We start from the raw sequence: 26,451 nt of genomic DNA, 5'->3' as shown, positions 1-26,451 counted from the left end.
GGCGGTCTGCCGCCACGACCTTCGACGTCGCCATTCATGAACCGTGATGCGACCGCTCGATGACGCTCAGAACCGCACTTTCACGCCGCCATAGGCGGCGAGCGGCGCGCCCGGACCGAGCGTGCGCGGATTGGTGAGGCCGAGGAACTCGATCGCCTCGGAGTCGCGCTCGAAATAGGTGCCGAAGCTGTAGAAGCGGCGGTCGAACAGATTCTGCACGACGCCATAGACCTCGATATTGTCGGTGATCTTGTAGGAGGTTTTCAGATTGACGATGCCGTAGGACGGCAGCGTCTTGTCGAGACTGGCCTCGTCGCCGGCGAGATGCACGCCGGTGCGGAAGATATAGTCGAGGCCGAAGGTCCATTGCGGCGTGACCTTGAAGTCGAAGCCGAGCTTCACGCGATGACGCGGAATGCCGGGCAGCACATTGCCGGGACGCACGTGAATCTGGCCATTCTCGTCGGCATAGGGATTGTCGCCCGAATTGAGCGTCAGGAAGCTACGAAAGGTCGCGTCGATGAGCGCATAATCCGCATAGACCTGGAGAATGTCGTTGCGCCAGGTGACGCCCGCCTCGACGCCCTGCCGGCGCGTCTGCCCGACATTGGCGAAATAGCCGCGGCCCAAGATCACATCGGAAGGAAGAGACAGAATGTCGTCGACGCTGTCGGTGCGGAAGAGGCCGGCGCGCCAGTCGAGGCGGCCGTAGTCGCCGCCGAAGTCATGGCGACCGCGCAGGCCCGTCTCCCAGGTCCGCGCCACCACCTGCCGCAGCGGCGGATCGGAGACGAGGAAATTGTCGATCATGCAGGGATGCTGCGGGTCGGAGCAGCCGTTCTCGAGCGCCGTCGGCGCGCGGTTGGCCTCCGAATAATTGCCGTAGACGGTGAGTTCGGGCAGGAAGGCATAGGTGAGGCCGGCGACCGGATTGACCCGCTGATAGAGCGCGCTGCTGTTGAGCGAGACGCCGCGATGGTCGAACAGCGCGATGTCGGCGCTGTTGAAACGCAGGCCCGCGGTGGCCGTGAGCTTGTCCGTCACCTCGAGCGTGTCGAGCGCATAGACGCCCCAATAGAAATTGCGGCCGCCGACATGCACCGGCTGGAAGCCCCCCTCCGGAACGCGGTTCGAATAGTCGAGGCCGGTCCCGGAGACGGTGAGGTCGTTCTGCAGAATTCCGAGCTCGGAATAGCCGCGGAAATCGGAATGCTGACGATCATGCGAGGCGCCGATGACGAGCTTGTTCGCAAAGCCGAAGATCGGCTCGTCGTAGGTTCCCTGCAACGCAAATCCGTAGGCGCGGGAATTGACGCGCGTATAGTCGAGGCTGCCGACGCCGCCGTCGTTCAGCACGGAGGCGGGAATCCGCCCGCCGAACACATTGCGCAGGACGCTCTGCCGGAACGACGGCTCCTCGGCGAATCCGTCGGTCTCCTGGCACAGCCATTGATCGTCGGCGCCGCAGGTCTCGACATCGGCGAGGTTGCCGTCGATGTGCTGCTGGCGGAACTGGCGGAAATAAGCGTTGCCGTTGAACCTCAGATGATTGGTCGCCTCATAGACGCCCTTGAGGTTCACGAAGGCGAGATCGTTGTAGGAATTCTGCGGCGTCGTGAACACGGAGCCGTAATCGCGCTGCAACATCTCGACCGGCGTCGCCGCCGCATTGCCGAGCCGCGTGCCCGCGCCGGTGAAATTGAGATGAAACTCGGTCTTGTCGCCCTTGTAGCCGATGTCGGCGTAGCCGCGCAGCAGCGAAGAGCCCGATCGCTTGCGCCAGCCGTTCTCGCCCAGCCCTTCGAAAGCGAAATAGACGGCGAAATCGTCGAACTTCTGACCATATTGTATGCTGCCGAAGCGACGCCCGTAGGAGCCGCTGCGGCCGTCCGCTTCATAGCCCTGCCAGGTGAAGCCGTTCTTCATCTCGAGGGTCAGCGCGCCGCCGAGCGCGTTGAGCCCGAACAGTGGATTTCCGCTGACGATGTCGCCGTTGGCGATGGCGACGGTCGGGATCAGGTCGAAATTGACCGAGTCGCCGAAGGCCTCGTTGATGCGCACGCCGTCCTGATAGACCGCGAGGCCCTGCGGCGTGCCGGGAACGGGCGAGGCCGCGAAGCCGCGATAGCTGATGTCCGGCTGGAAGGGATTGCCCGCCACCTCGCTCGACTCGACCGAGGCGTTGCGCCGCAGCAGCGTGTCGGTGACGAGCACGGCGTGGTCGCGATCGAGATCGCTGCGCGAGAGCGTGATCGGATTGGTCGAGATCTTCGATTTCTCGATCTTCGCCCCTGCTTCCGGCGCGCTCGCGATCTCGATCTCGGGCAATATCTCCTGAGCGCGCGCTGCGAGCGGGGACGTCGCGGCGGCGAGCAGCGCGACGAGGGAAATTCGAGAACGGCGCCCAGGCATTTTGCTTCTTCCATCTCCGGCGAGCCGATCCCCCCGATCGGCCCTTCTGCCGAAGGCGCACGCCAGCTCCGCTCGCCGCGACCTTCGGCTCGGGCAAATTAGGGGTGAAGAGACGCCGCGCCTATTGCAAAGTTTCACCTTTGAATTGCCGAAATTTCCCGATTTCGGCCGAGCAACGCGTCGCAACCGTCGCTCGTCACCGGTTCGGCGCTCGAGCCTCGAAGACGATTGTTCCCGCGACAATGGTCGATTTAACCCGACCCTGCAGACGCGCCGTATCGAAAGGCGTGTTCTTGCAGCGCGAGCGCAGCTCGGCGGGATCGACGACGAAAGGCTCGTCCGGATCGAAGCGGATCACATCGGCCGGCGCGCCCTCGGCGAGGCGCCCCTGCTCCAGCCCGAGAATTTCCGCCGGCCGGGTCGACATGGCGCGCAGCAGGCCGGCGAGGGAGACGTCGCCCGAATGGACGAGGCGCAGGCCGGCGGCGAGCATGGTCTCGACGCCGACCGCGCCGGCCTCGGCCTCGGCGAAGGGAAGGCGCTTCGTCTCCACATCCTGCGGATCGTGATCGGAGACGATGACGTCGACGAGGCCGCCGGCCAGCGCCTCGACCAAAGCGCGGCGCTCGTCCTCATGACGCAGCGGCGGGCGCAGCTTCAGGAAGGTGCGATAGTCGCCGATGTCGTTCTCGTTGAGCGTCAGATGATTGATCGAGGTCCCGCAGCTGACGGGGAGCCCGCGCTCCTTCGCGGCCGCGATCGCCTCGAGCGAGAGCCCCGCGGTGACGATCGAGGCGTGATAGCGCGCGCCGGTGAGCGCGACGAGCCGCAAATCGCGGTCGAGAACGAGAGTTTCGGCCTCGCGCGGAACGCCGGCGAGGCCGAGGCGCGCGGCCAATTCGCCCTCGTTCATGACGCCTTCGCCGGAAAGGTCGCGATCCTCGGGGAAATGAGCGACGAGCGCGCCGAAATCGCGCGCGTAAGTAAGCGCCCGGCGCATCACCTGCGCGTTGCGCACCGAGCGCTTTCCGTCGGAGAAGGCGACGGCGCCGGCCTGGCGCAGCAGGCCGATCTCGGAGATCTCGCGGCCCTCGCGGCCTTTGGTGAGCGTCGCCATGGGCAGCACGCGCACGCGGCCGGTGTCGCGGGCCCGGCGCAGCACGAAATCGACCACCGCCGGATCGTCGACCGGCGGCGAGGTCTCGGGCGCGGCGACGATGGTGGTGACGCCGCCCGCGGCCGCCGCGGCGGTGGCGCTGGCGATGGTCTCGCGGTGCTCGGCGCCCGGCTCGCCGACGAAACATTGCATGTCGATCAACCCCGGCGCGACGACGTCGCCGCCGCAGGCGATGACGCGCGCGCCCTCGGGCGCGGACGCGGCTGTGACGGAGGGGCCGAGATCCGCGATGCGGCCGTCGCGAATGAGCAGGCCGCCACGGGTCTCGACGCCGGTCGCGGGATCGACGAGCCGCGCATCGGCGAGCAAGAGAGGACGAGGCGCTGTCATGGCGCCTGGATAGGATAGATTTCGAGGGAAGGGAACCGGCGCTCGGAAGGCCTAACTCACCGCCCCTCCTCCCGCCTCCCCGTCTGCGGCGTGAGGATCACCACCTCGTTGCGGTGGACGCGGCCGAGCGTCACGCGCGCCTGCTCGTCCAGGATGTCGGCGTCGATGGCGTCGCCGCGCAAGAGCGCGATGCGGCGCTCCCATTGCTTGCGCTCGGCCACGAGCGCGGCGTGCTCGCGGTCGAGCTCGGCGAGGCGCTCGGCATATTCCTCGCCCGTCTTGAGGCCGCGCTGGCCGTTGACGCCGTGCCAGACGAAATAGCCGGCGACCAGCCCGGCCGCGCAATAGAGCAGCGCCGGGAACAGCAGAGAGCGCAGGACGAAGCGGAGCATCATGGGCCCGCAGCTTGCGCCGAACAGGGTATAAGCGCAGTTAACGCTGACGAGAGCGCGTCCGCTGGCCGCGTTCCGCGGGGACGGCCGGCGCTTCATCGGCGTCATTGCGAGCGAAGCAATTCTTCAGCCGTGTGGCGGCTCCGGGCTTGCTTCGTCGCTGCGCTCCGCGCACCGACGCCGTTATCGCGTCGTTCCCGCCTCGGGCAGGCGGCCGGTCCCGTCCAATATGCCGAACAGCTTGCGCAAGAGGCCCGGCGCGATCACCGACAGCGGATTGACCGTCAGCACCGGCGCGCTGAAGGCGCCGGTCACGCGAAAGCTCACCGCGAACATGCCCTCGTTCTCGCCGCCGGTGAGCACGACGCCGATCACCGGAATATTCGACATGAGATTATTGAGCCCATAGGCCGGCACGAAGGTCCCCGACACGTCGATCTTGTCGCGCGCGACGTCGATATAGCCGTCGACGGTGAGGCCGGTCTCGGGTCCCGACATCACGCCGTCGCGCATGGCGAGCCGTCCGCCCGTCCAGCTGAAGCCCGATTGCACGCGCGAGAATTTCACCGAATCGGGATCGAAATGCAGCGCTCCCTTGTCGTCGGTCCGCGCGGCCCCCTGCATGACGAGGCGGCGCATGGCCGGCTCGTTGCGCAGGTAGAAGTCGCTGATCTTGATCACGCCGTCAGAGCGCCCCTGCCCCATCAGCACGCTCGCCGTCAGCGCGCCGCTCTCCATGCGGTGATAGAGATCGAGGAAGGAGAGCAGCGCGCCGCCGTCGCTCGTCGACAATTCGATCAGCGGCGAGCCGTTCTGCTGGCGCGCGAGCGTCGCGGCCAGCGGCTCGCGGCCGAAGCTGCCCGTCAGCGACAATTGCTCGAGGCGTCCGCCGCGGCGCCGATAGTCGAGCGCGACATTGGCGAGGATCTGCCGGCCCGATCCGGTGACGATCGGCGATTTCAGATCGAGCTCGAGATCGTCGGAGAGCGGCTTGCCGCCGCCCTCGGAGGGGGCCGCCGGCTCGGCCGAGGGACGCGCGAGATAGCGCAGCAGCGGGCGCGCGTCGATATTGGCGCCGCGCACCACGAGCTTCAGCCCGTCGCCCACGCGCGTCGCTTCGACGCGCATGTCGTCGCCCGGCGACAAACGCGCCTGCGCGAGCCGCGCGGACCGAAACGCCCCGTCGCGCGCGAACTCGACGACGCCGGACAGCTGCGCGCCGCCCGCCTCGGCGGTCAGTTGCTCCAGCGCCGAGCCGTCCGGCCGCTTGACCAGCTTGAAGCTCGCCTTGCCGGGCTTGCCCATGGGCTTGGCGACGCCCGGCAGCGGATTGTCCAGCGCGGCCTTGAGGAAATCGAGCTCGATCTGTGCGTCCGACTCCTCGAAAGGCAGGTTGGTCGCGACCTGCGCGCCCACGATTCCGGAAACGCCCGCGACAGCGTAGCCGGCCTTGGCGCGCGCCGCGTCGTCGAGCTGCAGCGATATCTGAGCCTGCGCCTTGGACTTCTCGCCCGGCGGACGACGCATCTCGAAAGCGGCCAGCGCGCCGAACACGCGGCCCGAGCCGCCGACGCGCAAGCCCTCCGCATCGGAGACGACTTTCATCGTCCCGCCCTCGAGCCGCTCCCTGCCGAGGAAGCGCTCGATCGACACATTGGTTGCTTCGGCCTCGATCGAGACGCGGGTCTTCTCGTCTTTCGCCGTTTTGCCCAGCTCGAAAGCGATGCGGAGGCGCCCGTCGACCTGTCCATGCAGCGCGCCGGCGTCGACCGGCGCGTCGGCGACGGCGGCGATGCTTTCGAGCGAGAGAATGTCGGCGACGGCCTCGACATTGCCGGAAAGGCGCAGGTCGATCGAGGCCGGCGCCGGATCGAAGCCGAGCGCCGGCACGCGGAACGCTCCTTGCGTGATGGCGAGCCTGTGGCCGGCCGCGCTCTCCATCGCGCCCGCCGTCGCCACGAAGGCGACGGTGCGGCCGGTGAGCGCGATATGGCCGGTCACCCCGGTCAGCGGCCACAGGCCCGGAAAGGCGTCGGCGATCGTCGCATTCTCGAGATCGAAATCGCCCCGCAGCGCCGCATCCGGAGGCGGCCGCTCATAGCGCCCCTCGAGCATGGCCTGCTGATCGAGATCGGCGGTGAGCAAGCCCGAGCGCAGGACGCCCGCGGGCACATGCGTCTCCATCCAGCCCCGCGTCGGCGCCGCCACATGGGTCGGCCAGATGCGCAGCGCCGAGCGGACCGGCGTGTCTTTCGCCTCGATGCGGTAGGTCAGATGCGGCCCGTCCGGCCGGCCGCCGTCGAAGGCGATCGAGGCGGAGGCGTGAATCTCCGGCCCGTCGAGCGCGACTCGCTCGATCGTCGCGCGCCGCGCGGCGAGATCGAAACTCGCGGAAAGGCTCGCGCTGCCGATCAGCATCGGCGCCTCGCCCGGCCTGTCCGGCAGAAAGCGGCCGGGCTTGGCGAGAGCGGCGGCGAGGGTCCAGAGATCGGAATGTTCGGCGCCGAGGTCGTCCGGCGGCGTCAATGCGCCCGCGAAGGCGAGCCGCGCGGCGCCCGCCGCGATCTCGATCGGCTCGATGGCGATGCGGCGGCGCGCTTCGTCCCAGCGCGCGGATATGGAGAGCGCGCCGACCATGAAGGGCTCGGCGTCCGGCTCCTGGAGCCGGAAGAACCCTTCCCCCATAGAGAAACGTCCGCGCGCCTCGAGCAGGCGGTCGTCGCCGTCGACGGCGAGACCGAGATCGAGCGACAAGGGCGCGTCGGTGTCGAAGGGAAGCGAGCGCAGCCCTGCGGCGAGAGAGATTTCGTCGAGCGAGAGCCGGCGGATCTTCACATCGATCGCGCGCCGCTCGCCGGGTCGCCCTTCCGCCTTGGCCTCGGCGGTCGCGCGCCCGGACGGGCCCGTCGCGCCGAGCGTCAGATTCGTCGCGCCCGCCGATTTCTCGAATCGCACGGCGACGTCGCGATAGACGGTGGTCCGATCGATGGTGCGGTCGTCGATGACCAGCGTCGCATTGGAGACGCCGACGCGGTCGATGGCGGCGAGCGGGCTGTCGGGTCCGGTGACGAAATCCATCACCGCCCGCACCGCGGCGCCCGCCTGCCGCGCCAGCGCGGGGCGCGCGATAGGCGTGACGGCGGCGACTGTCGCGGCCGGAGGCGGGGGCGTGCGCTCGAGCGGAATCTCGAGCGGATCGGCGCCGGGAGTGGAGACGGCGACGACCCCGTCCGGCCGGACGGCCAGACGCAGCTCGAGGTCGAGCGCTTCGAGCCGCCGCGGCATCAGCCGGCCGAGCATGAGCGCCAGCGGATCGATCGACAATTGCGCCCGCGGCGCGGCGATGATGGTGCGCTCGCCGTCTTTCACCTCCAGCCGGTCGACGGTCAGAGTGAGGCCGAGCCTTCCATGGTCGATCGCCGCCGAGCCGAGCGTGAACGCATAGCGATGGCCATAGAGATCGTCGAGCGATTCGACGATCTTGGGAACCAGCCAGTCGGAGCGGATCGGCCCGCGCGCGAGCGCGGCGAAAAAGGCGCCGACGGAAAGAGCGACGAGGAGCAGAAGAAAAAAACCGAGCGCCGAGAGGCAGCGGCCGAGGCAGAAGGAGCGCAGCCGCACCGCCGTGCGCCCCTCGGACGCCCCGAGCCGGGAGAAGGCCCGCGAGCGGCGCGGCCCCATCGGGGAGCCCTCGTCGATGCCTTGCGTCACCCACCCCCGCCTTTCAGTGAGTTCCGAGCGCCTCGTCGGCGCCGATTCTGCAATGAGATGTGATGGCCATTTCCCGGGCCGGGCGCAATCGGAGTTTTTTCGGCGACGCTCTTGCGAAGCGCGTGGCCGGTCTGCTTTGCTCGAGAATGTAGACCGCGATGAGACGAAAGGAAGGCGAAGGTGAGCGAGGCTGCGACCACTTCTGTGCCGGGCGAGGGCGACGCCGCCCCGTCCTTCGATCTTCCGGGCGCCGGCGGAGAGCGCGTGTCGCTCGCGTCTTTCGCCGGCAAGAAGCTCGTTCTCTATTTCTATCCGAAGGACGACACCTCCGGATGCACCAAAGAGGCGATCGAGTTCAACGCGCTGATGAAAGATTTTGCCAAAACGGGCGCGACGGTCGTCGGCGTTTCGCCCGATTCGCCGGCCAAGCACGACAAGTTCCGCGCCAAATACGATCTCACCCTCCCGCTCGCCAGCGACGAGACGAAAGAGATGCTCGCAGCCTATGGAGTGTGGGTGGAGAAGAGCATGTACGGCCGCAAATATATGGGCGTCGAGCGTTCGACCTTCCTGATCGGCCCGGACGGGCGGATCGCGAAAGTCTGGCGCAAGGTGAAAGTGCCGGGCCATGCGGCGGCGGCGCTGGCCGCGGCTAAGGCGATTTAGCGGCGCGACGAACAGACGAGTCGAGACGCGAGCCTGCGGGCTCGCGATCGCGAATTCGGCGACGCGGGTCGCCCGCGGGCTATTTCGACATGCAGGTCTTGATGTCGCTCTTCGTCTTCATGTCCTCGAAGGTCGCGACACAGAACTTCTCCAGCGCCGGCCGCAGCTCGGGATTGGCGGCGTTGGCGCGCAGGCTCATCGCGCCCTCGAGCAGTTCCTTCTGCGCGGCGTGCACTTGCGCGCGCGGCAGCTCGACCGAGCATTCCTCATAGCGCCTCAGCAGCGCGTCGCATTCGGGAATGCCGGTCGGATCGACGGCGCGAGCAGGGGTCGAGAGCAGAAGGGCGAAAGCGAAGGCGAGACCGGATTTCACTGCGCGCAGTTCCCTGTGAACGACGCCGGGCCGGGCCGGGCCGGCGAGCGGCCCCTCATAGAGTCTTCGGGCAAGAAAGGAAACGGGCGACGGGCGTCTTTGCCGCCCGTCGCCCTTGCTCCGGCGTGATGTCTCGCGAACGCCCGAGGTCTCGGCGCGCGGGGTCAGAGCCCCGCGAGGTAGCTGGTGGGATCGACCGGGGTCGCCCCCTTGCGCAGCTCGAAGTGCAGCTGCGGCGAGCCGACATTGCCCGACTGGCCCGATTTGGCGATAGTCTGCCCGCGCTTCACCTGGTCGCCGCGCTTCACCTCGAGCTCGCCGTTGTGGGCATAGGCCGAGACGAAGCCGTTCGGGTGACGGATCAGCACGAGATTTCCGTAGCCTTTCAACTCGTTGCCGGCATAGGCGACGACGCCGCCCTCGGCCGCCTTCACCTGCGTGCCTTCCGGGACGGAGATGTTGATGCCGTCATTGCCGCCCGAGTTGAATCCCTGGATGATCCGGCCGCGCGCCGGCCAGCGGAACTCGGGACGCGCGTCGGCGGCGACAGGCGCCGGCGCGGGCTTCTCTTCCGCCTGCTGCTGCGGCGGCAGAGAGGCGACCGGCGTCCTGTCGACACGCTGCGCCTGCGGCGCAGCGGCGACCTTCTGCTCGTGCTTCTCGACCTTCTCGGTCTTTTCCGCCGCCGCGACCTGCCGCTTGGGCTCGGGCGCAGGCTCCTTCCTGGCGATCTGCTGCGCCTTGGGCTCCGCCTTGCGCGGTTCGGCCTTCGCTATCTCCTTGGGCGCGGCGGCAGGCTCCTTGCGCGCGGGCTCGACACGCGCCGCCGCTGTCTTGCGGGCAGGCTCGGCCTCGGGCTTGCGCGCGGCCTCGTGCGGGGCCTTGCGCGCAGGCTCGGCGGGAGCGGCCTGCTTCGCCGGCGCCGCCGATTTCTCGGGCTCCGCACGGGCGATCTGCGGCTTCGCCTTGTCCGCCTTGGCCTCCGCGACCTGGGGTTTCGCCTTTTCGACCTTCGCTTCGACCGGCCTCGGCTTCTCGGTCTTCGCCTCGTAGACTTGCGGCTTGGGCTTCTCGCTCTTCGCTTCCGCGGCCGCCGGCTTGACGCTGCGCGGCTCGGCGGCGCGCTTCTCGGCGCGCGCCTCGGCGACCGGCGCGCGGCTGCGCTCGTCCGAGGCGTCCCTCTGCCTGCGGCCTTGGCCGGCGCGGTCGCGCAGATCCGCTGCAGCGCGGACCGGCTCGCGCGGCTCGACGGCTACGGGCGCGGCGCCGGCGCGATAGACGGGGATCACGAGACGCGAACCGGGATGAACCTCGGCCGGCCGCGAGAAGCCGTTGACGCGCAGCAGCGCGTCGACGGGCACGCCGTAACGCGTCGCCACCACGCCGGCGGTCTCGCCGTCGGAGACGACGATCGGCGTTCCGCCCTCGGCGCTCCAATGATTATAGCTTCCGGCGACGCGCGCGGCCGGCGCCGGAGCGGGCGGCGTATGCGGCGCATAATGCGCGGCCTGAGGCGCCGGCTGCGGCGGAGGCAGCGGGCGCGACTGGATCACGCTGCGCGGCGGCGCGGCCTCGGCATAAGTGCGCGGAGGGATGGTCCCGGTGGGCGCGCGATCGACGTGCGCCTGATCCTGGAACGGATCGGCCAACGGATCGGAAAAACGTGTCGCATCGGAGCAGCCGGCGAGCAATCCGGCGGCGCCGGCGGCGAACATGAGCCGCCACGCGACTCGCGACAAGAAAACACGACGCTCAATTGCCATGACGCGACCCACACTCGAACGCGACTTCAGTGCGTTCATCTAGCCATGCGACGGTTAAGGGAGCGTTTAAGATGAATGCGCGTTCACGACGGCCAACGAGAATTTAAGTAAATTCCAGCGATTGCAGCGCTCACATCGCCCGAGCGGTCCCCTCCAGCGCCGCGCCGAGCCGGCAGGAGCCGAGATCGGATTCGCTCCATAGCGCGCCGCCGTCGCGGCGCAGCCGGCGCAGCCGCTCCTGCGGACGCGCGTCCGCCTTCTCCGCCGGCTCGATTCGTCCGAACAGAGCGACGCCGCCCGGCGCCAGGGAGTCGAGCAGACATTGCGGCGCGCCCGCGCGAAAGGACATATGCAGCACGATGCGGTCGAAGACGCCGGACGCCGCCCCCGCCGCCAGACCGTCGCCGAACATCGCTTCGACATTCCCGGCGCCGAGCTCGGCGAGCCGCAGCCGCGCCTCGCTCGCCAGAGTCTCGTAGCGCTCGATCGTCACGACCGCGCGCGCGAGTTGCGCCAGCACGGCCGCGCCATAGCCAGAGCCCGTTCCGATCTCCAGCACGCGATGATGCGGCTCGACGGCGAGCGCCTCGAGCCGCCGCGCGAGATCGGCCGGCGCGGGCAGCGTCTGCCCGCAGCCGATCGGCAGAGCGATGTTGCGCCCGGCGAGATCGCGAAAGCGATAAGGCGCGAAGAGCTCGCGCGGCGTCGTCTCGAAGGCGCGCATGACGGCGAGGTCGCGCACGCCGACGCGCCGCAGCTGCAGCAGCAGAGCGGCGCGCTCTTCGATCGTGGGGCCGTCTGCGCATTCCGCCATTGCGCCTCCTATTCGAAGGCGGCGGAGAGCCGCGTCAACGTCGGATGATCGGTGAAGTCGAGGCGCAGGGGCGTCACGGAAATCCTGTTCTGCTCGACCGCCTCGAGATCGGTGCCGGGCCCGGGCGTGAAATTGCCGCGCTGGAAGGATATCCAGTAATATGGAATGCCGCGACCGTCCTTGCGGTCTTCGATCCGCATCAGATCGTTGCTGCGCCGTCCCTGCATGGTGACGGAGATTCCCTTCACCTCCTCCGGGCGGCAATTGGGAAAATTGACGTTCATCAGCACGCCCGGCGGAATGCCCGCCTCGACCAGGCGCCCAATCACCGAGGCCGCATGAGTCTCGGCGCAGGCCCAATGAATGTGCTGTCGGCCGGCGAAGAAATCATAGACCTGAGACAGAGCGATCGAGGGAATCCCGAGCAGCGTCCCTTCGATGGCGCCGGCGATGGTGCCGGAATAGCTCACATCCTCGGCGAGATTCTGGCCGGAGTTGACGCCGGAGATCACGAGATCCGGCGGCCTGTCGGCGAGCAGCCTGCGCACGCCCATGATGACGCAATCGGTCGGGGTGCCCTTGACGGCGAAATGGCGCGAGGAGATTTCGCGCAGGCGCAGCGGATCATTGATCGAGAGCGAATGCGCGACGCCCGACTGCTCGCTCTCCGGCGCGACGACGAAGACGTCGTCGGTGAGCGTGCGCGCGACCCGCTCCGCGAGCGCGAGGCCCGCCGCGTGAATGCCGTCGTCATTGGTGATGAGGATGCGCATGGCCTCTTCGATGCCGATCGTTGGCGCTCCTCCTCCCGCGAGCGGGAGAAGGGCGCGCCCCGCTACCGCGCCTTCGCGATTTTCTCCAGCCCGCCCATGTAAGGGCGCAGGACCGTCGGCACGATGACCGAGCCGTCGGCCTCCTGATAATTCTCGAGCACGGCGACCAGCGCGCGGCCGACCGCGACGCCCGAGCCGTTGAGCGTATGCACGAAGCGCGTCGCCTTGCCTTCGGCGGGCCGATAGCGGGCGTTCATGCGCCGCGCCTGGAAATCGCCGCATGCCGAGCAGGACGAAATCTCGCGATATTTCCCCTGCCCCGGCAGCCAGATTTCGAGATCATAGGTCTTCTGCGAGGCGAAGCCCATGTCGCCCGTACAGAGCGTGACCTTGCGATAGGGCAGATCGAGGAGCTGCAGCACTTTTTCCGCGCAGCCGGTCATGCGCTCGTGCTCCTCGAGCGATTTTTCCGGCGTCGTGATCGAGACGAGCTCGACCTTGTAGAACTGATGCTGCCGAATCATGCCGCGCGTGTCGCGCCCCGCGGCGCCCGCCTCCGCGCGGAAGCAATAGGTGCCGGCGGTGAAGCGCAGAGGGAGCTGCGATTCGTCGAGGATGGACTCGCGGACGAGATTCGTCAGCGGGACTTCGGCGGTGGGAATGAGCCAATAGTCGGCCATGGCCGCATCCGACCGCTCATTGCCGATCTGCCGGCCTGCCGTCACCGAAAACTGATCGTCGCGGAACTTCGGCAATTGCGCCGTGCCGAACATCGCGTCGTCGCGCACCAGCAGCGGCGGCGCGACTTCCGAATAGCCGTGCCGATCCGTGTGCAGATCGAGCATGAATTGCGCAAGGGCGCGTTCCAAACGCGCGAGCGGGCCTTTGTTCACGACGAAGCGCGCGCCGGACAATTTCGCCGCGCTCTCGAAATCCATGAGCTTCAAACCTTCGCCGATGTCGAAATGCTCCTTCGGCGGAAAGTCGAAATTGCGCAGAACGCCCCAGCGCAGCGCCTCGACATTGTCGTGCTCGTCTTTTCCGAAGGGCGCCTGCTCGAGCGGCGTGTTGGGGATTTCCGACAGCGCCTTGTCCAGCGCGGCGCTCGCCTCGCGCTCGGCTTGCTCGAGCCGCGGGAAATCCTCCTTCAGCTCGGCGACCTCCGCCTTCAGCGCCTCGGCGCGGGCGGCGTCCTTCTCGCGCATGGCGAGGCCGATCTCCTTGGACGCCGCATTGCGCCGCTCCTGCGCCGCCTGCAGCGCTCCGATCGCCGCTCGGCGCGAATCGTCGAGGGCGAAGAGACGTTCGGCGAGCGGCTCGAGGCCGCGGCGGCGGCGGCCTTCGTCGAAAGCGGCGGCGTTGTCGCGAATCCATTTGATGTCGTACATAAATCTATCCGCCGCTCGTGCGCGCCCTCATCCCGCATGCGGGAAATAGGGTCAACCTGTCGCCTGCGGCTCCTCGGCCGCGGCCCGCTTCTTCTCGATCCAGCGCACCGACAAGATCGACGCCTCGTAGAGCAGCAGCCCCGGCAGCGCGAGGGCGAGCTGGCTGAACACGTCGGGCGGCGTCAAAATCGCCGCCACGATGAAGACGAGCACGATCGCATAGCGCCGCTTCTCGGCGAGGAATTGCGAGGAGACGAGGCCGATCTGGCCGAGCAGCGTCAGCGCCACCGGCAGCTGGAACACGACGCCGAAGGCGAGCACCAGGGTCATGATCAGCGAGAGATATTCCGACACGCGCGGGAGCAGCTCGATCTGCGCCTTGCCGGGCTCGTTGGCCTGCTGCATCGAGATGAAGAAATGCAGCAGATTGGGCATGACGAGGAAATAGACCACCAGCGCGCCGAGCGCGAAGAAGACCGGCGTCGCGACGAGATAGGGCCGGAACGCGGCGCGCTCGTGCTTGTAGAGGCCCGGCGCGACAAAGGCGTAGAGCTGGCTGAACACGATCGGACAGGAGATGAAGGCCGCCGCGAACATCGCCACCTTGATCTGCGTGAAGAAATATTCCTGCGGCGCGGTGTAGATGAGCTTCGCCTCGGGCCCGGCCGCGCGCGTATAGGGCACGACGAGCAGATTATAAATGTCCTTGGCGAAGAAGAAGGCCACGACGAAGGCGACGAGAAATCCCATCAACGCGCGGATGAGGCGCTCGCGCAGCTCTATCAGATGCTCGATGAGCGGGGCCTTGGTCGCTTCGATGTCGGCGTCGGTCATGTGCGCGGCCTCTCGGCCGGCTGATCCTCCGCCGGATGATCCTCTGTCGGCTGCTGCTGCGGCTCCGGCTCCTCGATCGCGCCGACGATCTGCTCGCGCGCCTGGGTCAGCGGATCGAAGGCGACGTCCGTCTGGACCGCGGCGAAGGCGGAATCGACCTCGCTCTTCAAATCCTTATGGAGATCTGCGACTTCGGCCTCGCGCATCGCCTCCATGAATTGGCTCTGGAATTCGGCCGCCATGCGCCGAATGCGGCCGGTCGCATGGCCGACCTGACGCAGCACGCGCGGCAGATCCTTCGACGGAATCGCGATGAGCGCGACGATGCCGATGACGATCAGCTTGCCGGCGTCGAGGTCGAACATGTCGCGGCGAAACCTGCTGGAGAGCGGCGGTCGTTCAAGCCTTTCGCACGTCGGCCGGCTTGTCGTGCGCCGCGGCGTCCGGGATGTCGCGCGCGTGCTGATGCTCGAGGGCCTTCTGCGGCTCCTCGGCCTTCGCGCCGTCATCCTCCGCGAGGCCTTTCTTGAACGCCTTTATGCCCTTGGCGACGTCGCCCATCACGTCGGAAATCTTGAATTTGCCGCCGAACAGGATGAAGGCCACGGCGCCGACGACGATCCAATGCCAGATCGACAGACCACCCATGGCGAAACCCTCCCCTTTGCTCCCGGCCATCCCGGCCGGCCGAAGTCGTGGGGAACCTAGGACGGCGGAAACATAAATACAAGGCGATTGCAGCGCGCATGTGACGATCGTCGTCGGCGCGGAGCGCCGCCGCTCCCGAGGCGCAGCTCGCAGACACGGCGGCGCTCGCGCCCGCTCCGCACGGGCTCTCGGCTCGATGCCGAGGCTGCTTCAGCCGGCGGCGGCGGTCCGCGGGCGATCGATTACGCTGCGCGATCGCGTCCGCCGCGCCGGCCTGCCAGCTGCGCCGCGCCGCGGGACGCGCTATAAGGCGCCGGCGCGGCGAATCCGCCCGCGTTTTTCCGAGAGCCCGACAGATCGTGACGCGCCCGACCCTCGACTCCTTTCGCCGCATCGTCGTCAAGGTCGGCTCCTCCCTGCTGGTCGATCCGCGCAGGGCCGAGGCGAAGCGCGACTGGCTCGCCAAGCTCGGCGGCGATCTCGCCGCTCTGCACCGGCGCGGGGCGGACGTAATGGTCGTCTCCTCGGGCGCGGTGGCGCTCGGGCGCAGCGTGCTCGGCCTGCCGCAGGGACCGCTGCCGCTGGAGGACAGCCAGGCCGCCGCCGCAGTCGGCCAGATCGCGCTCGCCCGTCTCTGGTCGGAGACGCTCGGCGGCCTCGGCGTCACGGCCGGACAGATCCTCGTCACTTTCGGCGATACTGAAGAGCGCCGCCGCTACCTCTACGCGCGCGAATGCCTCAATCGACTGCTGGCGCTGCGCGCCGTGCCGGTGATCAACGAGAACGACACGGTGGCGACGGCGGAGATCCGCTATGGCGACAACGACCGGCTCGCCGCCCGCGTCGCGACAATGGCGAGCGCCGATCTTCTGGTGCTGCTCTCCGATGTCGACGGCCTCTACACCGCGCCGCCCGCCGGCGATCCGTCCGCCAAGCTGATCGAGGTCGTGCCGCGGGTGACGGCGGAGGTCGAGGCCATGGCCGGCGGCGCCGCCTCGCTCTATTCGCGGGGCGGCATGCGCACCAAGATCGAGGCGGCCAAGATCGCGACCACCGGCGGCGCCCATATGGTCATCGCCGACGGTCGCGTCGAGGCCCCGCTGACGCGCATCGCCACGGGCGGGCCCTGCAGCTGGTTCCTCACCTCCTCGACCCCGGTCACGGCGCGCAAGAAATGGATCGCCGGCTCGCTCGAGCCCAAGGGCGTGGTGCATGTCGACGACGGCGCCGAGCGGGCGCTCTTCTCCGGCAAGAGCCTGCTGCCGGCCGGCGTCACGGCGATCGAGGGCGGCTTCGCCCGCGGCGATTGCGTGGTGATCCGCAACGCCGCCGGCGGCGAGATCGGCCGCGGGCTCGTCACCTATGACGCGACCGACGCGCTGCGCATCATCGGCCGCTCCTCCCGCGAGATCGCGAGCATTCTCGGCTTCAAAGGGCCGGACGAGGTCGTTCATCGCGACGATATGGCCCTCAATGGCGATTGACGCCGGCTTCGCCATGCCGGGGCCTTGGCAGACCCCGAGGGCGCTCCCATATTGCTGGCGCCGCGCCCTCAAAGGGCGGGTTCCAACTGGGAGAGACACATGTCACCCGAAGAACGCCAACTGCTCGCCGGTCTGTTCGAGCGCACGCGTAGCGCAGCCGCCGCCCCGCGCGACCAGGAGGCGGAGAGCTTCATCGTCGAGCAGTTGAGGTCGCAGCCCGCCGCGCCCTATCTGCTCGCGCAGACGGTGCTCGTTCAGGATCAAGCGCTGCAGGCCGCCAATCAGCGGCTGCAGGAGCTGGAGAGCCGCGTTCATCAGCTCGAGAGCCAGCCGGAGCCGGCCTCCGGCGGCTTCCTCGGCAGCCTGTTCGGCCAGCGTCAGGCGCCTCCCCCGCCGCGTCCGGCCCCGCCTCCGGGCTATGGCCGGCCCACCTATCCGCAAGGGGGCCCTTGGGGCGCGGCCCCGGCCGGCGGGCCCGCCTACGCCCAGCCTCCCGGCTATCCTCCGCAGCAAGGCTTCGCTCCCGCTCCGCAGCAGGCGGCCGCGGGCGGCGGCGGCTTTTTGAAAGGCGCGCTGGGCACGGCGGCTGGCGTCGCCGGCGGTGTGCTGCTCGCCGATTCGATCCGCGGCCTGTTCCACGGCGGCGGAGCGGGAAGCAATCTCGGCATCGGCCAAGGCTTCGACCATGCCGGGCTCGGCGGCGAGACGATCATCAATAATTACTACGGCGACCAGGGCGGCTACGGCCAGCCCTATCCGGACGCCGGGTATGACGGCCCGGACCCCGGAGGCCCCGACGCGCAGAGCGCCGATTATGACGACGGCGGCTTCCAGGACGACGGCGGCGACGGCGGCTTCGACGTTTGACGCGGACCGTCGGAAAAACGTCGCTCCTCACGTCATTGTGAGGAGCGACGAGATCGGGGAGCCGCCCCGCGGCTCGCGATTGCTTCGCTTCGCTCGCAATGACGGAACACTTCGCCCTCCGTCATTTTCTCCGCAGCAGGACCAGCCGGCCCGCGACGGGACGGTTGGCCTCGAGCCGGATCGTCGTCTGCCGCGCGACGATGCAATCGAACTCCCGGCTCCACAGCCCCTCGACATAGGCCGGATCATGCGCGAAGCGTCCGCAGGGGGCGAGCGCATAGTCGCATCCTGCGCCGGCCTCGAAGCTGAAAGCGAACAGGCCGCCCGGGCGAAGATTGCGCGCGACGCCCGTAAACAGCGCGGACAGATCGCCGAGATAGATGATCATATCGAGCGCGACGATCAAATCGAAGCGCGCGTCGTTCGCATCGAGAAAGGCGATGGCGTCCTCCTCGACCAATCGCGCATAGACATTGCGCGCCCTCGCCTTGTCCAGCATGCGGGCGGAGAGATCGACGCCGACGATCTCCTCGCCGACGGCCGCGAGCGTCGCGGCGGCGAGGCCCGTGCCGCAGCCGAGATCGAGAATGCGCGGGAAGCGGCGGCCGGCCGCATCGAGCAGCGGACCGAGCTTCTCGGGAAGGCGATAATCGAGAATTTCGACGAGATGGCTGTCGAAATCCTCCGCATAGCGGTCGAAGCAGGCGGCGACATAAGAGGGCGACGCGCGCTCATGCGCGCGTCCACGCAGAGCGTCGAGATGGAAGGGGATGATCGGATCGCCAGGCTCCACGGCGATGATGGCCTCGCCGAGGCGAATCGCCGCCTCGCCATGGCCGAAGCCGCAGAGCGCCTGAAAGGCGGCGCGGCAGGCGACGAGCGTGTCCTCCGCATGCGGGCCAGCCGCCGCGCGATAAGCCTCGATCGCCGCTTCGACCGAGGAATCGACGGCGGCGGCGACCAGCGTGGCCGCGGCGAATTTGCGAATGAGGCCGGCTTCGCCCGGAAAAGCGTGCGCGGCCTCGGCGAGCGCCGCTCGCGCCTCGGCGAAGCGGCCGATGAGAAACAGAGACTGCCCGAGACAGGCCTGCACCGCGCCGCTCTCGACGCCGCGCGCGACCGCATCGCCGAGCAGGCGCACGGCGTCATCGAAGCGGCGGCGCTCGAGATAGGCGAGGCCGAGCCCCGCGCAGGCCTCGGCCGATGTCGGCTCGAGCTCGAGCGCAGCGGCGAAAGCGTTCTCGGCGGCGGCCTTGTCGCCGATCTCGTTGCAGAGGGCGGCGACGCCGAGCCAGACCTGAACGCGCGACGGATCTCGCTCGAGCGAAGCGACGAAGGCGCTCAGAGCCTCGGCCTTTCGCCCGGCGAAGGAGAGCAGCGCGCCGAGATCGGCGAGCAAGGCCGCGTCGTCGGGCGAAAGGCCGGCGGCCGCCTCGAGGATCTCGACGGCCTCGCGCACAGCGCCGTCCCGCCAGAGGGAAAGCCCCAGATAGCGCAGCGCGGCGGACGGCGGCTCGCCGCGATCGAGCGCCGCGCCGAATTTCGGATAGCGGGCGCGCCACTGATCGAGAGCGGCGACCGGGGGGAACGGCGACGAAACATGAAGCGTCATCGGGCAATGCTCCAGAAATTGTCCGGAAACCAGATTGCTCGGCAAAACTGACGCCGGACTTGCCGAAGCGGCGGCCGGGCGCCTCGGCCCTACGGGCAATGTGAAGAGCCTTCCGAGGCGGCTCCACGGGAGGGAACTCGATGCGCTAACCGTCCCTGCCGGCCGCCATCATATAATTCACATCGGTGTCACGGCTCCTACGCCAGCTGCGCGTCAGCGGCTGGAAGCTCATGCCGGAGCGGTCGACCTCACGCAGGCCGGCGCGCCGCAGCCAGGCCGACAATTCGTCCGGCCGCACGAACTTGTCGTGGTCATGTGTGCCGCGCGGCACCCAGCCGAGCACATATTCCGCCCCGATGATCGCGAGGGCGTAGCTCTTCAGCGTGCGGTCGATGGTGGCGAGGAAGAGGAGGCCGCCGGGCTCGACCATTCGGCCGAGCGTCGCGACGAAGTCCTTTTGTCCCTCGACATGCTCCAGCACCTCCATCGCGACGACGATGTCGAAACGCGCGCCCTCGGCGGCGAGCGCCTCGGCGGTCGTGTTGCGATAGTCGATGGCGAGGCCGGAGCGCTCGGCGTGGCGGCGCGCGACCGCTATGTTGTTGGGCGCCGGGTCGATCCCCGTCATGCGGGCGCCGAGCCCGGACAGCGCCTCGGTCAAAATGCCGCCGCCGCAGCCGATGTCGACGATGCGCAGCCCTTCGAGCGGCCGGACGCCATGACGGTCGCGCCGCCCGCCGTCGATGCGGAACCGCCGGCAGGCGTGATCGCAGATATAGTCGACGCGGATCGGATTGATCTCATGCAATATGCCCATCTTGCCCGAGGCGTCCCACCACAGCTCGCCGAGCCGATCGAAACGGGCGACGTCGGCGGGATCGACGCTCGCGGAATGGGGACGGGACGAATCTTGCGGCACACGAACCTCTTTTTGATTTGTCGTCGTCGGATCCAGCGTCCCGCCCCTCTCTCGGGGGTGGGCGCACTCTCGCCTCACAGCGCTCGGATCGGCCGCCCCGAACCTGACGAGGCGATCGGGTGAAGGACCTTAGTCCTCAGCACGCGGAATGAAGATTTCCGCGTGCTTCGAGTCGGCTCCTTCGGAGCCTCCTCGGCATGAGAAAACCTTCACCGATCGCCTGCCCAAATCTGCGCGCGGCGTTGACTCCGTCTCCGAGGCCGTCACATATACGCCCGCTTTTGGTCGGATGCGAGCGGCCATCCGGCTCGCGCGCGAGCTGCGGCCCGTCTTCCACTCCTCCCGTCTCGCACTCCTCATGGTCGGTCATGGCTCGTCTGGTGATGAAGTTCGGCGGCACCTCCGTCGCCAATGTGGAGCGCATCCGGAATGTCGCGCGCCATGTGAAGCGCGAGGTCGAAGCCGGCCATCAGATCGCCGTCGTGGTCTCGGCCATGGCCGGCAAGACCAACGAGCTCGTCGCCTGTTGCAAAGATGCGGCCACGCTGCACGACCAGCGCGAATATGACGCGGTGGTCGCCTCGGGCGAGCAGGTGACCGCGGGCCTATTGTCGATCGCCCTGCAGAATATCGGCGTCGCCGCACGCTCCTGGCAGGGGTGGCAGATCCCGATCCTCACCTCCGACGCCCATGGCTCGGCGCGCATCCAGTCGATCGACAGCGCGCAGCTCCTTTCGGGATTCGAGCGAGGCGAGGTCGCCGTGATCGCCGGCTTCCAGGGAGTTCACCAGCCGACCGGACGCATCACCACGCTCGGCCGCGGCGGCTCGGACACGAGCGCCGTGGCCGTGGCGGCCGCCATCGGGGCCGATCGCTGCGACATCTACACCGACGTCGACGGCGTCTATACGACCGATCCGCGCGTCGTGCCCAAGGCGCGGCGCATGGACCGCATCTCCTTCGAGGAGATGCTGGAGATGGCCTCGCTCGGCGCCAAGGTGCTGCAGGTGCGCTCGGTCGAGGTCGCCATGGTGCATGGCGTGCGCACCTATGTGCGCTCGTCCTTCGACGATCCGGCCGACCCCAGGAGCGGCACGCTGATCTGCAAGGAGGAGGATATAGTGGAAGCGCAAGTCGTCACCGGCATCGCCTTCTCGCGCGACGAGGCGCAGATCACCTTGCGCGGCGTCGCCGACAAGCCCGGCGTCGCGGCGGCCGTGTTCGTGCCGCTCGCCGAGGCGGGCGTCAATGTCGACATGATCGTGCAGGTCGCCTCGGAAGACACGATGACCGACATGACCTTCACGGTTCCCGCCGCCGAATATGAGCGCAGCCTCGCCATACTCGAGACGGCGCGGCCTTCGATCGGCTACGCCGCGCTGACCGGCGCGAAGGACGTCGCCAAGGTATCGGCGATCGGCATCGGCATGCGCAGCCATGCCGGCGTCGCGGCGCGCGCCTTCAAGGCGCTGGCCGACAAGGGCGTCAACATTCGCGCCATCACCACCTCCGAGATCAAATTCTCGGTGCTGATCGACGCCGCTTACACGGAGCTCGCGGTGCGCACTCTGCATTCGCTGTACGGGCTCGACGCGGCCTGACCGTCGCTTTCGCGGCGCGGCTGTGCCATGCTGACCGCGGCGGCGATTTGCGAGATTCGGAGAGAGGGGCATGGAGGAGTTGGTCGCCAGGCTGAGTCTCGCGCTCGGGGTCGAGGCCGAGACGGCGCGCATCGCAGCCGGCCATGTGCTGGGGTTTTTCGTCAGCGCCTTTCCAGACCTCGGAAAGGAGATCGTCGAGAAAACCCCCGGCGCGCGCGAGGCGATCGCCGCCGCCACGGCGCAGCGCTATAAGCGCGGCCTGCTCGGCGCGCTCGGCGGCGTCGGACGCGCCATCGGCGGCAAGGCCGAGGTGCTGGCGCTCACCGCAAAGCTGAACTCCATGGGCCTTTCGCCCGATCAGCTGCAGAAGCTCGCCCGGATCGTCTTCTTTCACGCGGAGCAGACGATCGGCCGGCCCAAGCTGCAGAAAATGACCGACACGATTCCGAAACTGTCGCAATTCCTCTGGCCGAAGGGCTGATCGTTCGCAAAGCGCCCTCCCCCGCCGAGGCGGAAGACTCGACGCTTCATCGAAGGCTCGCGAAGCGAGGGAGGGGCCTGCGCCGCTGCTCGATTTTGAAGGGAGCTCCCATGGATGAACTGGTTGCGCGCATTTCCGCGGCCCTCGGCGTCGAGCCGGAGACGGCGAGGCTGGCGGTCGGCCATGTCCTCGGCTTCTTCCGTAAGGAGTTCCCCGACGGCCCCATCGCCGAGCTGATCGGCAAGCTGCCCGGAGCCGAGGAGGCGATCACCGCGGCCGAGGCGGCGCCGGGGGCCGACGGCGGCGGGCTGCTGGGCGGTCTGCTCGGTGGGCTCGGCGGCCTCGTCGGCGGCTCCAAAGGCGATCTGATGGCGCTCGCGGGGCGACTCTCCGGCGCCGGCCTCTCGATCGAGCAGAGCCAGGCGCTGGCCAAGGAATTCTTCGCCTATGCCGAGGGGATCGTCGGCCAGGAGAAGCTGAAGCAGATCGCCGATTCGGTTCCGGGCCTGTCTCAGTTTCTCTGAGCGCCCTCGGGCGCCAGCAGGACATGGCGCTTCTTGCCGAGCGACAGCTTGACGACGCCGTCGACGAGATCGGCGTCGCCGAGCGTCGCCCGCTCGTCGGTCACCGGCTCGTCATTGAGGCGCAATCCGCCCGACTTGATCTGCCGGCGCGCCTCGCCGGTCGAGACGACGAGTCCCGCCTTGACGAAAGCCGCGAGCACGCCGAGCCCGGCCGACCATTCCTCCGCCGTGACCGCGACTCTCGGCAAAGACAAGGCCAGCGCCCCCTCTTCGAAAGTGCGGCGCGCGGTCTCGGCGGCGGTCTCGGCCGCCTCGCGGCCGTGCAGCAGGGCGGTCGCCTCGGTGGCCAGCGCCTTCTTCGCCTCGTTGATCTCGGCGCCGCCGAGCGCGCCGAGCTTCTCGATCTCGTCGAGCGGCAGGAAGGTGAACAGTTTCAGGAAGCGGACGACGTCGGCGTCCTCGGCGTTGCGCCAATATTGCCAATAATCGTAGGGCGAGAGCATCGACGCGTCGAGCCAGACGGCGCCGGCGGCGGTCTTGCCCATCTTCGCGCCCGAAGATGTGGTGAGCAGCGGCGCGGTCAGCGCATAGAGCCGATGCGTCCCGAGGCGGCGGCCGAGATCGACGCCCATGACGATATTGCCCCATTGATCGGAGCCGCCCATCTGCAGGCAGGCGCCGTGGCGCCGGGCGATCTCGACGAAATCATAGGCCTGCAGGCACATGTAATTGAACTCGATGAAGGAGAGCTCCTGCTCGCGATCGAGGCGCAGCTTCACCGAATCCATCGACAGCATCCGGTTGACCGAGAAATGCCGGCCGATGTCGCGCAGGAAATCGATATAATTGAGCGTCGTCAGCCAGTCGGCGTTGTCGAGCAGCGCCGCATCGGTCTCGCGCGCGCCGAAGGCGAGGAATTTCTCGAATGTCTTGCGGATCGCGGCCTTGTTGGCGTCGATCGTCTCGATGGAGAGAAGCTTGCGGCTCTCGTCCTTGCCGGAGGGGTCGCCGACCCGCGTCGTGCCGCCGCCGACGAGCGGCAGCGGCTTGCCGCCGGTGCGCTGCAGCCAGGCGAGCATCATGATCGACAGCAGATTGCCGACATGGAGCGACGGCGCCGTGCAGTCGAAGCCGACATAAGCGACGAGCTCGCCCGAGCAGGCTTTTTCGTCGAGCCCCGAAAAATCGGAGCACTGATGCACGAAGCCGCGCGCGACGAGCGTCGCGAGAAACTCGGACTTGGGGCGGAAAACGTCTGACATGGGCGGGGTGTTAAGCGCATTGCCGCCGGGGCGCAAGCGCTGGGGTGACGGCTTTCGACAGGACGGATGTGCGGCTCGGATGATTTTGAAAACCAGAGCGCGAATGCTTCCGAATTTCACAAGATCCGGCTGCAGACGACGGCCTCGAATGTCGCCGAAGTCGAGCAGTTCGTGATTATGGACCGGCGCCGAAGCCCGAGCAGTGCGCAACGCCCGCGGCGGAGACGGCCAGCCCACGCCCGAGAAACATTGCAGGGAAAGGCGCTTCGCCGCGTCGTCGCCACTGGCTCGCCACGCGGCGGAACGATAAAATTCGCATGATGATTCGCCTTGTCTCCTTCCCCCTCGTCGCCGCTCTCGGCCTCACGCTCGGCGCGGTTCCCGCCGCGCCCGCCTTCGCAAAGGACAAGCCCGCCGCCGAAGATGCGGCGAGCGAGGCGAAGGCCGACAAGAAGAAGCCCGCGGCGGCCAAGCCCGACGCGAAGAAGACCGAGACGCAGAAGCCGGAGACCGCAAAGCCCGAGGCCAAGAAGCCAGCCGACGGCAAGAAAACGGCGGAAGCCAAGAAGCCGGCGGATGCGAAGCCCGGCGCCGGCAAGCCCGAAGCGGGCGAGCCCGCCGCCGGCAAGACCGTGAAGGACGCCAAAACCGACGCGAAGGACAAGACCGACGCGAAGGGCAAGACCGACGCGAAGGAAAAGCCCGCCGAGAAGGACAAGGGCGCCGCCAAGCCGCCGACCGCGGTCGGAACCTTCGGCGACTGGAATGCGATGACCGCCCATGGGCAGGGCAAGGACAAGACCTGCTATGCGCTCGCCGAGCCGAAGGACCGGCAGCCGGCCAAGCTCCAGCGCGACAAAGCCTATATTTTCATCTCGACGCGCCCGGGCGAAGGCGTGCGCAACGAGGTGGCGATCATTCTGGGCTTCCCGCTCAAGGACGGCGGCGCCGCCGCCGCAGACATCGACGGCAATTCTTTCGAGCTCGTCACCAAGGGAACGAACGCCTGGGTGAAGAATCCCGCCAAGGAGAAGGAATTCGTCGAGGCGATGAAGAACGGCGCCAAGCTCGTCGTCAAGGCGCCGTCCATCAAAGGCAATGTGACGACCGACGCTTACTCGCTCAAAGGCCTCTCCGAGGCGCTCGCCCGCGTGCAGAAGGAGTGCCCGTGATCATTTGACGGCGATGACCATGGAATCCGGTCCGAGCAGATGCTCGACCCGCGTCTGCGAGAAGCCGGCCTCGCGCATCCAGCCCTGGCAGTCGGCGCCCGTATAATCGAAACCGCCCGGCGTCTCGATCAGCATATTGAGGCTCATCAGCAGGCCGAAGGCGTTCGTCTCGCGCTCGTCGTCGATCAGCGCCTCATAGACGAGGAGCGCCCCGCCCTTCGGCAGCGCCGCATAGGCCTTGGCGAGAAGATGGCGCTTCTGCTCGAGGTTCCAGTCATGGAGAATATGGCCCATGACGATGACGTCGGCCTTCGGCAATTCGTCGCGGAAGAAATCGCCAGGATAGAAGGTCAGCCGATCGGCGAGGCCGTTCTCGGCGGCGAAATCGTCGAAGATCGGCTTCACCTGCGGAAGGTCGAAACCGCCGCCGGCCAGATGCGGATGGGCGCGCGCCAGGGTCACGGGAACCATGCCTTGCGCGGCGCCCACATCGACGAAGCTCGAATAGTCCTTCCAGGGGAATTTTTCGGCGATCGCCTGCGCCGGCCCGGCGCTGATGCCGCTCATCGCGGTGAGGAACGAGCGCAGCCGATCGGGATCCGAATAGAGCGCGCCGAAGAAATCCTCGTCTCCGGCGCTCTCGCTCTGGGCGCGGCCCGTCTTCAGCGCCTCGGTGAGACGGCCCCAGCTCGAGAACAGGCGCGCATTGGCCATTTCGAGGATCTGGCCGACATAGCTCGGCTTGGCGCGATCGAGGAAGAGATCGGTCTCTTTCGAATTGCGATAGACGCCCTTCTCGCGCTCGAGCAGGCCGAGCGCGACCAGAGCGTCGAAAAAGTCGCGCGCCGAGCGCGGATGCAGGCCGAGCCGGCCGCGCAGTGTCTCCGAATCCGCCGGCGCCTCGGCGAGGACCGTGAACAGGCCGAGTTCGACGGCCGAGAGCAGCGTCTTGGAATGCCAGAAACCGAGCCCGAGACCGAGAATTTTTTCCGGGGACAGCTGATCCGTCATGACGGCCTCTCTCCGATGGAAATGACGCGGCCAGCCGATAGCATATCGGCGCGCCGAGGTCGATGCGCGCGCTCCGCCCGATCGTTCATGAACCGGCGAGCTTGACTCTTGCGCCGCTTATATCAAACTCGAGATCAGCGCCGGAGAATGCCTTGGCGCTGGAAGAAACAGGAGGGAAAAAGATGGAGGGCTTGCTTATTCCGGGGATCATGGTCGGCATGGCGATTGCTGGCTTCG

General features: G+C 67.9%; 23 protein-coding genes. 7 read left to right on the top strand and 16 right to left on the bottom strand.

Annotation, left to right across the window (positions count from 1 at the left end):
- Positions 1 to 66 precede the first annotated feature (66 nt).
- The 4 genes from AC6IW9_RS16545 to AC6IW9_RS16530 all read right to left on the bottom strand — a co-directional run bounded on the left by AC6IW9_RS16545 (position 67) and on the right by AC6IW9_RS16530 (position 8,022).
- The gene (locus AC6IW9_RS16545; RefSeq protein WP_497765186.1) at positions 67 to 2,412 is read right to left on the bottom strand and encodes a TonB-dependent receptor; all 2,346 of its coding nucleotides are present in this window, start codon (positions 2,410 to 2,412) and stop codon (positions 67 to 69) included.
- Positions 2,413 to 2,608: 196 nt separating this feature from the next.
- Complete coding sequence (locus AC6IW9_RS16540; protein ID WP_497765185.1) at positions 2,609 to 3,919, bottom strand: dihydroorotase; 1,311 nt, start codon at positions 3,917 to 3,919, stop codon at positions 2,609 to 2,611.
- Positions 3,920 to 3,975: 56 nt separating this feature from the next.
- On the bottom strand, positions 3,976 to 4,314 hold the full coding sequence (locus tag AC6IW9_RS16535) for an FtsB family cell division protein (RefSeq protein ID WP_497765184.1): 339 nt from the start codon (positions 4,312 to 4,314) through the stop codon (positions 3,976 to 3,978).
- Between the two features lie 180 nt (positions 4,315 to 4,494).
- The gene (locus tag AC6IW9_RS16530; protein ID WP_497765183.1) at positions 4,495 to 8,022 is read right to left on the bottom strand and encodes an AsmA-like C-terminal region-containing protein; all 3,528 of its coding nucleotides are present in this window, start codon (positions 8,020 to 8,022) and stop codon (positions 4,495 to 4,497) included.
- A 180-nt stretch (positions 8,023 to 8,202) separates the two neighbouring features.
- Here AC6IW9_RS16530 and AC6IW9_RS16525 point away from each other — a divergent pair, with 180 nt between their 5' ends.
- A complete protein-coding gene (locus AC6IW9_RS16525; protein ID WP_497765182.1) occupies positions 8,203 to 8,688 on the top strand; it encodes a peroxiredoxin in 486 nt (161 codons plus the stop codon).
- Positions 8,689 to 8,767: 79 nt separating this feature from the next.
- Here the strand turns inward: AC6IW9_RS16525 and AC6IW9_RS16520 are convergent, their stop codons facing one another.
- The 8 genes from AC6IW9_RS16520 to AC6IW9_RS16485 form a co-directional block, all read right to left on the bottom strand.
- On the bottom strand, positions 8,768 to 9,061 hold the full coding sequence (locus AC6IW9_RS16520) for a hypothetical protein (protein WP_497765181.1): 294 nt from the start codon (positions 9,059 to 9,061) through the stop codon (positions 8,768 to 8,770).
- Between the two features lie 164 nt (positions 9,062 to 9,225).
- Positions 9,226 to 10,776 (bottom strand): peptidoglycan DD-metalloendopeptidase family protein, encoded by a 1,551-nt coding sequence (locus AC6IW9_RS16515; RefSeq protein ID WP_497765180.1) that lies wholly within the window; start codon positions 10,774 to 10,776, stop codon positions 9,226 to 9,228.
- 178 nt (positions 10,777 to 10,954) lie between these two features.
- The gene (locus tag AC6IW9_RS16510; protein WP_497765179.1) at positions 10,955 to 11,638 is read right to left on the bottom strand and encodes a protein-L-isoaspartate O-methyltransferase family protein; all 684 of its coding nucleotides are present in this window, start codon (positions 11,636 to 11,638) and stop codon (positions 10,955 to 10,957) included.
- A gap of 8 nt (positions 11,639 to 11,646) precedes the next feature.
- Positions 11,647 to 12,411: a 5'/3'-nucleotidase SurE gene (gene surE, locus AC6IW9_RS16505; RefSeq protein ID WP_497765178.1), complete on the bottom strand. Its 765-nt coding sequence runs from the start codon at positions 12,409 to 12,411 to the stop codon at positions 11,647 to 11,649.
- A 62-nt stretch (positions 12,412 to 12,473) separates the two neighbouring features.
- Entirely contained in the window at positions 12,474 to 13,799 is a 1,326-nt protein-coding gene (serS, locus tag AC6IW9_RS16500; RefSeq protein ID WP_497765177.1) for a serine--tRNA ligase, read from the bottom strand.
- A 51-nt stretch (positions 13,800 to 13,850) separates the two neighbouring features.
- Positions 13,851 to 14,633 carry a twin-arginine translocase subunit TatC gene (gene tatC, locus AC6IW9_RS16495; RefSeq protein ID WP_497765176.1) on the bottom strand — a complete coding sequence of 261 codons (783 nt, stop codon included), beginning with the start codon at positions 14,631 to 14,633 and terminating at the stop codon, positions 13,851 to 13,853.
- Entirely contained in the window at positions 14,630 to 14,998 is a 369-nt protein-coding gene (locus AC6IW9_RS16490) for a Sec-independent protein translocase subunit TatA/TatB (RefSeq protein ID WP_497765175.1), read from the bottom strand. Before AC6IW9_RS16490 ends, tatC begins: the two co-directional genes overlap by 4 nt.
- Before the next feature lie 34 nt (positions 14,999 to 15,032).
- On the bottom strand, positions 15,033 to 15,281 hold the full coding sequence (locus AC6IW9_RS16485) for a twin-arginine translocase TatA/TatE family subunit (RefSeq protein WP_497765174.1): 249 nt from the start codon (positions 15,279 to 15,281) through the stop codon (positions 15,033 to 15,035).
- A 359-nt stretch (positions 15,282 to 15,640) separates the two neighbouring features.
- Between AC6IW9_RS16485 and proB the strand changes: the two genes are divergently transcribed.
- Both proB and AC6IW9_RS16475 read left to right on the top strand, forming a co-directional pair.
- Positions 15,641 to 16,765 carry a glutamate 5-kinase gene (proB, locus tag AC6IW9_RS16480; protein ID WP_497765173.1) on the top strand — a complete coding sequence of 375 codons (1,125 nt, stop codon included), beginning with the start codon at positions 15,641 to 15,643 and terminating at the stop codon, positions 16,763 to 16,765.
- A gap of 99 nt (positions 16,766 to 16,864) precedes the next feature.
- Complete coding sequence (locus tag AC6IW9_RS16475) at positions 16,865 to 17,632, top strand: DUF2076 domain-containing protein (protein ID WP_497765172.1); 768 nt, start codon at positions 16,865 to 16,867, stop codon at positions 17,630 to 17,632.
- Positions 17,633 to 17,753: 121 nt separating this feature from the next.
- Here AC6IW9_RS16475 and AC6IW9_RS16470 read toward each other — a convergent pair whose 3' ends face one another.
- Both AC6IW9_RS16470 and ubiG read right to left on the bottom strand, forming a co-directional pair.
- On the bottom strand, positions 17,754 to 19,244 hold the full coding sequence (locus AC6IW9_RS16470) for a class I SAM-dependent DNA methyltransferase (protein ID WP_497765171.1): 1,491 nt from the start codon (positions 19,242 to 19,244) through the stop codon (positions 17,754 to 17,756).
- 145 nt (positions 19,245 to 19,389) lie between these two features.
- Positions 19,390 to 20,163, bottom strand: coding sequence for a bifunctional 2-polyprenyl-6-hydroxyphenol methylase/3-demethylubiquinol 3-O-methyltransferase UbiG (ubiG, locus tag AC6IW9_RS16465; RefSeq protein ID WP_497765170.1), 774 nt, complete (start codon positions 20,161 to 20,163; stop codon positions 19,390 to 19,392).
- Between the two features lie 368 nt (positions 20,164 to 20,531).
- Here ubiG and AC6IW9_RS16460 point away from each other — a divergent pair, with 368 nt between their 5' ends.
- From AC6IW9_RS16460 to AC6IW9_RS16450, 3 genes are all read left to right on the top strand, one after another.
- Positions 20,532 to 21,764, top strand: coding sequence for an aspartate kinase (locus AC6IW9_RS16460; protein WP_497765169.1), 1,233 nt, complete (start codon positions 20,532 to 20,534; stop codon positions 21,762 to 21,764).
- A 70-nt stretch (positions 21,765 to 21,834) separates the two neighbouring features.
- A complete protein-coding gene (locus AC6IW9_RS16455) occupies positions 21,835 to 22,245 on the top strand; it encodes a DUF2267 domain-containing protein (RefSeq protein WP_497765168.1) in 411 nt (136 codons plus the stop codon).
- A gap of 110 nt (positions 22,246 to 22,355) precedes the next feature.
- A complete protein-coding gene (locus AC6IW9_RS16450) occupies positions 22,356 to 22,769 on the top strand; it encodes a DUF2267 domain-containing protein (RefSeq protein WP_497765167.1) in 414 nt (137 codons plus the stop codon).
- On the opposite strand, the gene tyrS is transcribed toward AC6IW9_RS16450, so the two are convergent.
- Positions 22,757 to 24,031: a tyrosine--tRNA ligase gene (tyrS, locus tag AC6IW9_RS16445; protein ID WP_497765166.1), complete on the bottom strand. Its 1,275-nt coding sequence runs from the start codon at positions 24,029 to 24,031 to the stop codon at positions 22,757 to 22,759. The two genes, AC6IW9_RS16450 and tyrS, sit on opposite strands and share 13 nt — an antisense overlap.
- Before the next feature lie 317 nt (positions 24,032 to 24,348).
- Between tyrS and AC6IW9_RS16440 the strand changes: the two genes are divergently transcribed.
- Positions 24,349 to 25,203: an invasion associated locus B family protein gene (locus tag AC6IW9_RS16440; protein WP_497765165.1), complete on the top strand. Its 855-nt coding sequence runs from the start codon at positions 24,349 to 24,351 to the stop codon at positions 25,201 to 25,203.
- Here the strand turns inward: AC6IW9_RS16440 and AC6IW9_RS16435 are convergent, their stop codons facing one another.
- Complete coding sequence (locus AC6IW9_RS16435; RefSeq protein WP_497765164.1) at positions 25,204 to 26,214, bottom strand: methyltransferase; 1,011 nt, start codon at positions 26,212 to 26,214, stop codon at positions 25,204 to 25,206.
- Positions 26,215 to 26,451: the final 237 nt, after the last annotated feature.

Source organism: Methylosinus sp. shoA (assembly GCF_059718125.1).
This window is presented reverse-complemented; position numbering and strand designations above follow the sequence as displayed.